Annotated in this window: 4 protein-coding genes, 3 tRNA genes and 1 pseudogene; 4 read left to right on the forward strand and 4 right to left on the reverse strand. The window is 60.3% G+C overall.

Translation table 11 applies throughout. The features are described 5' to 3' along the window. The 3 genes and pseudogenes from carB to VNM72_05555 all read left to right on the forward strand — a co-directional run bounded on the left by carB (window position 1) and on the right by VNM72_05555 (window position 3,444). A pseudogene (carB, locus tag VNM72_05545) lies at window positions 1-2,937 on the forward strand (carbamoyl-phosphate synthase large subunit). Then, a complete protein-coding gene (locus VNM72_05550; GenBank protein ID HXF04864.1) occupies window positions 2,930-3,151 on the forward strand; it encodes a UXX-star (seleno)protein family 1 in 222 nt (73 codons plus the stop codon). The pseudogene carB and the gene VNM72_05550 overlap by 8 nt, the downstream one beginning before the upstream one ends. Before the next feature lie 195 nt (window positions 3,152-3,346). Next, window positions 3,347-3,444 (forward strand) — tRNA-Sec (locus VNM72_05555). Between the two features lie 313 nt (window positions 3,445-3,757). Here the strand turns inward: VNM72_05555 and VNM72_05560 are convergent. The 3 genes from VNM72_05560 to VNM72_05570 form a co-directional block, all read right to left on the reverse strand. Then, a tRNA-Cys gene (locus VNM72_05560) sits at window positions 3,758-3,832 on the reverse strand. Between the two features lie 152 nt (window positions 3,833-3,984). Next, window positions 3,985-4,059, reverse strand: a tRNA-Gly gene (locus VNM72_05565). Window positions 4,060-4,111: 52 nt separating this feature from the next. Further along, window positions 4,112-4,867 (reverse strand): YebC/PmpR family DNA-binding transcriptional regulator, encoded by a 756-nt coding sequence (locus VNM72_05570; GenBank protein HXF04865.1) that lies wholly within the window; start codon window positions 4,865-4,867, stop codon window positions 4,112-4,114. A 333-nt stretch (window positions 4,868-5,200) separates the two neighbouring features. On the opposite strand from VNM72_05570, the gene VNM72_05575 reads away from it, so the two are divergent. Beyond that, window positions 5,201-5,722 (forward strand): metal-binding protein, encoded by a 522-nt coding sequence (locus VNM72_05575; GenBank protein HXF04866.1) that lies wholly within the window; start codon window positions 5,201-5,203, stop codon window positions 5,720-5,722. Between the two features lie 45 nt (window positions 5,723-5,767). On the opposite strand, the gene VNM72_05580 is transcribed toward VNM72_05575, so the two are convergent. Continuing rightward, window positions 5,768-6,309 (reverse strand): hypothetical protein (locus VNM72_05580; GenBank protein HXF04867.1); only part of this gene is annotated, 542 nt, incomplete at its 5' end.

Raw genomic sequence — 6,309 nt, forward strand, 5'->3', positions numbered from 1 at the left:
CATCCGCATCGCCGAAGATCGCCGCCTCTTCAAGCAGGCGATGGATGAGATCGGGTTGGAAGTCCCTCGGGCCGGATTCGCCCACTCGCTGGACGAAGCCTGGGCGATTGCCGCCGGACTCGACTATCCGATCATTATTCGTCCGAGCTTCACCCTGGGGGGGACCGGAGGGGGCATCGCCTACAACGACGAGGAGTTCGAGGAGATCGTCGAGGGGGGTCTGGAAGCCTCGCCCATTCACGAAGTGCTCGTCGAGGAATCCATCATCGGATGGAAAGAGTACGAACTGGAGGTCATGCGCGACCTGGCCGACAACGTCGTCATCATCTGCCCGATCGAGAACTTCGATCCGATGGGGATTCACACCGGCGATTCGATCACGGTGGCTCCGGCGCAAACGCTCACCGACCGGGAATATCAACGCATGCGCGATGCCGCCATCGCCGTCATTCGCAAGGTGGGGGTCGAAACCGGCGGCTCGAACATTCAATTTGCCGTCAATCCGCGAACCGGAGCCCTACGCGTCATCGAGATGAACCCGCGCGTGTCGCGGTCTTCTGCTCTGGCGTCGAAAGCCACCGGCTTCCCCATCGCCAAAATTGCCGCCAAGCTCGCCGTCGGTTACACCCTCGACGAGATTCCCAACGACATCACCAAGAAAACGCTGGCCAGTTTCGAGCCGACAATTGATTACGTGGTGGTGAAGATTCCCCGCTGGGCATTCGAGAAGTTCCCGGCCGCCGATCCGGTCCTCACAACGCAAATGAAGTCGGTCGGCGAGGTCATGGCCATCGGACGCACGTTCAAGGAGGCCTTGCTCAAAGGGATTCGCTCACTGGAATTGGGTCGGCGGAGGGATGACGCCGGTGATGTGACCGATGAGGAACTGCGGCGTCTCCTGCTGGTGCCAACGGCCGAGCGCCTGCACCACCTCCTGCGGGCTTTGGAACGAGGGTTCAGCGTTGAGGAACTGCACGAGCTGACCGGGATTGATCCCTGGTTCCTCCATCAACTGAGTGAGATTACCGAGCACGAACGGCGGCTCTCGCACACGGCCTGGACTGACGTTTCGCGGGAGGATTTGTGGACGGCCAAGCGGCTGGGCCTCTCTGATCAGCGCCTGGCCCGCCTGTTTCAGACAACTGAAGAGGCCGTCCGCGAGAAGCGGCGTGCCCTGGGCCTGCGTCCGGTCTTCAAGTCGGTGGATACCTGCGCCGCTGAGTTCGAATCCTTCACCCCCTACCTCTACTCCACCTACGAAGAGGAGGATGAAGCTTTGCCCACCGACCGGCGCAAGATCATGATCCTCGGTAGCGGACCCAATCGCATCGGACAGGGCATCGAGTTCGATTACTGCTGCTGTCACGCTGCCTTCGCCCTGCGGGAAGACGGCTACGAGACGATCATGGTCAATTGTAATCCGGAGACCGTCTCCACCGATTACGATACATCGGACCGATTGTATTTCGAGCCGCTCACCTTCGAGGACGTCATCAACATTTACGAGCGAGAGCAACCCGAGGGCGTGATCGTGCAATTTGGCGGGCAGACCCCACTCAATCTGGCGATGCCGCTGTGGCGGGCGGGCGTGAGGATTATCGGAACATCGCCCGAGTCCATTGATCTCGCCGAAGACCGCCAGCGGTTCGGTGCCCTCCTCAAAGAGCTGGGAATCCCTCAGCCGGAACATGGAACGGCGACCAGCATCGCCGAGGCGCGGCGCATCGCCGCCCGGATCGGCTATCCGGTGCTCGTTCGCCCGAGCTATGTTCTGGGCGGTCGCGCGATGGTCATTGTGTACGACGAGAAAGCCCTGGAACACTATATGCACCAGGCGGTGGCGGCGTCGCCCGAGCACCCGGTGTTGATTGATCGCTTTCTTGAAGACGCCTTCGAGGTGGATGTGGACGCGCTGGCCGATGGCCACCGCTCGGTCATTGCCGGTATTCAGGAGCACATCGAAGAAGCCGGGATTCATTCGGGCGATAGCTCCTCGGTGCTGCCTCCCTACATGATCGGCGCGGACGCTCTGAATCTGATTCGTCGCTACACCCGCGAACTGGCCGAAGCCTTGCAGGTCGTCGGCCTCATGAATGTGCAATACGCCGTCAAAGACGGGACGGTCTACGTCCTCGAAGTCAATCCCCGGGCCTCCCGCACGGTCCCCTTTGTCAGCAAGGCGACCGGTGTGCCGCTGGCCCGCATCGCCGCCCGCTTGATGACCGGAAGAAGACTCGATGAATTCAATCTGCCGGAGGAATTGACTGTTGACCGCTTCTACATCAAAGCGCCAGTCTTTCCCTTCTCCCGCTTCCCCGGAGTGGATCCGGTGCTCGGTCCGGAGATGCGTTCCACCGGAGAAGTGATGGGCGTGGCCTCGACCTTCGGCAGCGCATTTCTCAAAGCGCAGTACGGGGCGGGCAACCGATTGCCGCGCACGGGCACGGTCTTCATCAGCGTCAATGACAACGATAAACGGAACGTCATCCCCATCGCCCGCCGATTGAAGGAGCTGGGATTTGAGATCATCTCCACGCGAGGAACACGCGAAGCGCTCCAGCGCGTTGGCATCCCCTCGCGCCACGTGTATAAGGTCAACGAGGGACGTCCGAACGTGGTGGACCTCATCAAGAGTCGGCAGATCTCCCTGGTGATCAATACGCCACTCGGACGCGATTCCTTCTATGACGAGAAATCCATTCGCCGGGCCGCCGTTCACTATCGCGTTCCCTGCATCACTACCTTGACGGGAGCGCGCGCGGTCGTCGAAGCCATCGAGGCGCTACAAAAAGAGCATCTGGAAATCGGATCGCTCCAGGAATACCATGCCGGGTCGAATGCGCGATTGTCCTGAAACCGTCGCTGCTGGTTGACAGCAGGGCGGGGAAGTCAACAAACTTTCAGAAGAGTGACCGGATGAGTGAGAGCTATGAGTGAGAAAGACATCGTCTTGATCTTTGGCAAGGATACCTGACCGTACACCACGGCCGCCCGTGAGGAGTACGGCAGACGAGGCATCGCCTTCAAGTATTTCAACGTGCATGAGGACGAAGAGGCGCTGCGACAGATGCTGACTTATTCGGGCGGACGGCGCAGCGTACCGGTGATCGTCGAAGGGGAGCGCGTCACCATCGGCTACGGCGGCACCTGAGGTGTGTGACCGAGCTGATCGGTTCGATCAGCGGAGATCAGATGCGCTGGTGGGTGCCCGGGACGACGGGGTCCCTCCTTGCGCCCGGTGACCTGACGCGGGCACGAGCAGATCGTGTCCAGCGGCGACGACGCCAAACCGTGTCTCAAAGGATCGTCCGGAACGCCCAGCAACTTCGCCGGAATACATCAGAGCGGAGGCGAATGAGGTCTGGTGACTTCCCCGGGCTTCAAACCCGGCGGGCGACGGCGAAAGTCGGCGCTGGTGGGTTCGATTCCCACACGCCTCCGCCAGGGCCAAAGTCCTGACTCGGCGAAAACCGCATCCCCGGTAATTCGGACATCCCCGTCAGGGCCATTACCCCCGCAGCGAACGCTTCTCGCGTGCTTTCAGCCCGCCGGATGCGGGCGCTCCCGGAGTGCAGGAGGTTGAAAATCGCTACAGGGGAAAGGACGGATGTCGAGTCTTGGTCAAAGGACCGGGTGATCATGGCTTTCTCTGTGAACCCGGAGCGGAGTTCGCGTGGGGACTAAATGTCCCGTTGGGGCACTAGGAGGCGGCGATCCCGATCCGTGAAAGGGTGGGTGTGCCATCGGTTGAGATCCCTGGAGGCGGCGCTCGGATTCGAACCGAGGTATCGAGGTTTTGCAGACCTCCGCCTTACCACTTGGCTACGCCGCCTTTTCAACCATCCGATCTCATGACGATCCGGCAAAAATTATAATCGGCGAAGGCCAGCATTTTCAATCGCCCCGTCTCTTCAGGGGCGATCCGTCAGGACCCAAGTTCCGACTGTCTGCCTTCGCCGATTTGCAAAAGATCCTATAAGACCGTGGAGCGGGAGACGGGATTTGAACCCGCGACTTCAACCTTGGCAAGGTTGCACTCTACCGCTGAGTTACTCCCGCTCACAATATCCGCTCTCAATTCTATTCGCGACTCCGGTTTTGTCAAGCGGATTCATTGAACGGCGGCGCGGGCCATCTCCTCAGCCGGGATATCGAAGTTCGCCGAGACTCGTTGTACGTCGTCGTGGTCTTCCAGAGCATCCATCAGCTTGAGCATGGCCGTGGCGTCTTTCCCTTCCAGGCGAACGTAGGATTGGGGCATCATGGTGATCTGCGCCGTGGTCAGAGGAACCGATGCCCGCTTGAGCGTCTCCACGATCGTGTCGAAATCTTCCACCGAAGTGATGATCTCATAGTTCCCTTCGTCATCCGTTCGCACGTCTTCAGCGCCGGCGTCCAGCGCGAGCGTGAAGATCTCATCCTCCGAGAGGGAACCCCGAGGGACGAGAATATAGCCTTTCTTGTGAAACATCCAGGAGACGCAACCGCTTTCGCCGAGATTCCCCCCGTGCCGGGAGAAGATGTGGCGCAGTTCCGAAACGGTGCGATTGCGGTTGCTCGTGAGCGTTTCGACCAGGACGGCGACGCCTCCCGGGCCATATCCTTCGTAGATGACCTCCTCGTACTGCTCCCCGGCGATCTTGCCCGTGCCACGATCTATGGCGCGCTGGATCGTGTCCTGTGGCATGTTATTGGCTTTGGCCTCGGAGATCGCTTTCCGCAGCCGGGGGTTCGCTTCGGGATCGCCGCCGCCCATCCGAGCCGCTACGCTGATTTCCCGAATCAATTTGCTGAAAAGCTTGCCCCGCTTTGCATCAGCCGCCAACTTCTTGTGCTTGATCTGATGCCATTTTGAATGTCCCGACATTGTGCATCCACCCTTCGATGAAATATAAACAGGCCGATTTTCGGCATTGTTCCTGCGACCGCCTTAATGCTACCACGTCGCCTGCGTCGGAGGCAATTTGATTTCGCCTGAGCTTGTGGTCCACCTTCGGAGGGAAGGCAATTCCTCCCTTCGCCTCGCCCTCTTATCCGGATGGCCGCGCGGGTGCCGAATGACGTAAAATAGCCGGGCATGCAGCGATGTCATCAACGGGAATCGGACGGAACAACCGATCGGCGTGAGCGGTCCCTGCCGGGCGCACGCGGGCGTGCCGCTCGGCCCGTTGTTCACGCCGTCGTCTGAGACGACAGCGCCATGCCCAGGGCCAAGACTCATGATGCGATCACACTGATCCTGGCGCCCCCGACCTTTCTCGGCGTCTATGCTGTGACCGGGAGCAGGGACCTGGCCCTGCTGACCACACTGGCCATGCTTTTTTCCGGCTTCATGTTCGGGCCCGATCTGGACATTGACAGCAAACAGTATGCCCGTTGGGGACCGTTTGGATTCCTCTGGTGGCCGTACCGGGTGATCTTTCGCCATCGCTCCCGACTCTCGCATGGCATTTTGCTCGGTACGGCGATCCGCGTGATCTACTTTATTGCTGTACTTATTGCCCTGCTTGGTGTGGGGATGTGGATCGTCCATCTCCTCCGGTGGCCGACTCTGCCGGAGGTGAGCTTTCAACAGGTTCTCCGGGAACTGTGGCAGATCGTCCGCACGGTGGAGCGTCGGTATCTCGTCGCCGCCTTTCTCGGTTTGTGGTGGGGAGCCGTGAGCCATACGTTGACGGATTGGCTGTGGGGGATCTGGACGAACACGAAACGAATTTTCTGATCCCCATTCCCGATGGTCCCCGCGACCTCCTCGCATCGCTTTCGCCTACTGGGCCGGCGCTGCGCAGATGGCCAATCTCGCTTCGCCGCCGGTGAGCGAGCTGAGGAAAAAGACCGTCTGGGAGGCGGTGAGGGCCGGAAGGGCGACCACGAAGGGAGATAGGATCTCTCCCGTAGGGAGCGTGATTTCGGGCGCGACGATCTGTCGGGTCGTCCTCGTGCGGCTGTCAAAGAGATAGAGTCCCGGCCGCTCCAGCGTCCCGCTGAAGAAAGCAACATCACCATTGGCATTAACGATGTGGCCGAGAGGCACAATCGTGAGCGTCTCGCCGCCCGCCGTGTCGCCACTGGCGACGAGTTTTTCCAGAGTTCCGCCAGGGCGAAGAGCGAAAATCCCCGCGTCCGGGCTGCCGTTAGGCGATGGGAGAATTCCGATGAAACTTACCACCCCATCGGCACTGATGCGGGGCGAAAAGAAGACGGATGGCAGCAGTTGACCCGCAGGAGTGGTTGCGAATTTGGTGCCGAGCGGAGAATCGTCTCCGCTCTCGACGATCTTTCTCACCGGCTCGCGGGCTCCGCCGGATC

Source organism: Blastocatellia bacterium (assembly GCA_035573895.1).
In the GTDB taxonomy this organism is placed as follows: Bacteria; Acidobacteriota; Blastocatellia; order HR10; family HR10; genus DATLZR01.

Excerpts from the sequence above, each read along its gene's own strand:
- VNM72_05570 (HXF04865.1), bottom strand. The coding sequence starts at position 4,867 with ATGTCGGGACATTCAAAATGGCATCAGATCAAGCACAAGAAGTTGGCG.
- VNM72_05575 (HXF04866.1), top strand. The coding sequence starts at position 5,201 with ATGCCCAGGGCCAAGACTCATGATGCGATCACACTGATCCTGGCGCCC.